Annotated in this window: 2 protein-coding genes; both read left to right on the top strand. The window is 37.2% G+C overall.

The features are described 5' to 3' along the window. The first annotated feature begins 77 nt into the window (after positions 1-77). Positions 78-311 (top strand): hypothetical protein, encoded by a 234-nt coding sequence (locus tag GE115_RS18255; RefSeq protein WP_153686181.1) that lies wholly within the window; start codon positions 78-80, stop codon positions 309-311. A 76-nt stretch (positions 312-387) separates the two neighbouring features. Further along, the gene (locus GE115_RS18250; protein WP_119027299.1) at positions 388-600 is read left to right on the top strand and encodes a hypothetical protein; all 213 of its coding nucleotides are present in this window, start codon (positions 388-390) and stop codon (positions 598-600) included. Positions 601-1,022 lie beyond the last annotated feature (422 nt).

Raw genomic sequence — 1,022 nt, 5'->3', positions numbered from 1 at the left:
GTACTGGAGAAACAGAGCAATTGCTCATAGATATTTTGGAAAAAGAACACATCAGATTAGGTATAGCGAGTTAAAAAATGATAGTTATTTCTATAGGTAAAAATGTTTTATTAGGCATTAAAGATAAAGATAAATATTTGGAAGATTTTAGAGCAGCTTTTAAAGCTGAATATGATTACCCGATTATGTATACCAATGATGATTCAATCGAAGGGATTAAAATTGGTTTTCGTTTTAAAGATAGAGGTATTCCTCTAACTAAAGTTGATAAGGTTCTTCATAGAATTAAGTCAGCATTCCACGTGCAATAATGCACAAAGTCGCCAGGCGAATGAGTCACTACCTCAGACACCTGGCTAATCATAACGATCTAAATAGGAGATCATCATGACTGTTGCAAATACTAAAGCTTTAGAGTTATTAGGCAAGGATGTTTCTTTTGAAATTGATGAATTGGTTCCAGAAATTTACAAGGATGTTTTCCCTGCTAAGAAAATGATTTATGGAAAAGTTGAAGCTGTTTTGATTCATATATCCGGTAGTCATCAAATTTTAGTTTCTGATTATTTTTATTCACTCGATGAAATTGAGATGAAATAGATTTAAATGCTCTCTCCGGAGGGCATTTTTTTGCCTGTTTCTTTAGAAACGCGTAAGCGTGCATTCTGAAAAATCTAACTAAAGATTACTTATATAATCTTTAGTTCCCGAACGAGTGTCTACGAGTGACGACTCCACAATAAAAATATTCAACCTCCCTTCCCTGATTACAGGCTCCCTTTTGCCTTAGATCGGTAAGAACAGAGCCATCCGTATGGTGGCGAACTGATTTTATTTTACGAAGGACATTGGCAAGGAGATTCAGATAGCGGGGCGGGGGTTGGTGGGATGTGGCGGAGCGCGTCCTGCCACCCGCGACACGCAGATGAGGATACTGCCATTGTGCAGTGTTAGTAATACTGCACATTTGTCCCACTTCCGGGAATTTTTGACATTAACTTATTGATGGATGTATATTCATC

The organism is Agromyces agglutinans, from assembly GCF_009647605.1.
Lineage (GTDB): Bacteria > Actinomycetota > Actinomycetes > Actinomycetales > Microbacteriaceae > Agromyces > Agromyces agglutinans.
Note: the sequence above shows the minus strand (reverse complement) of the source record. Positions and strands in the feature narration are given on the sequence as shown.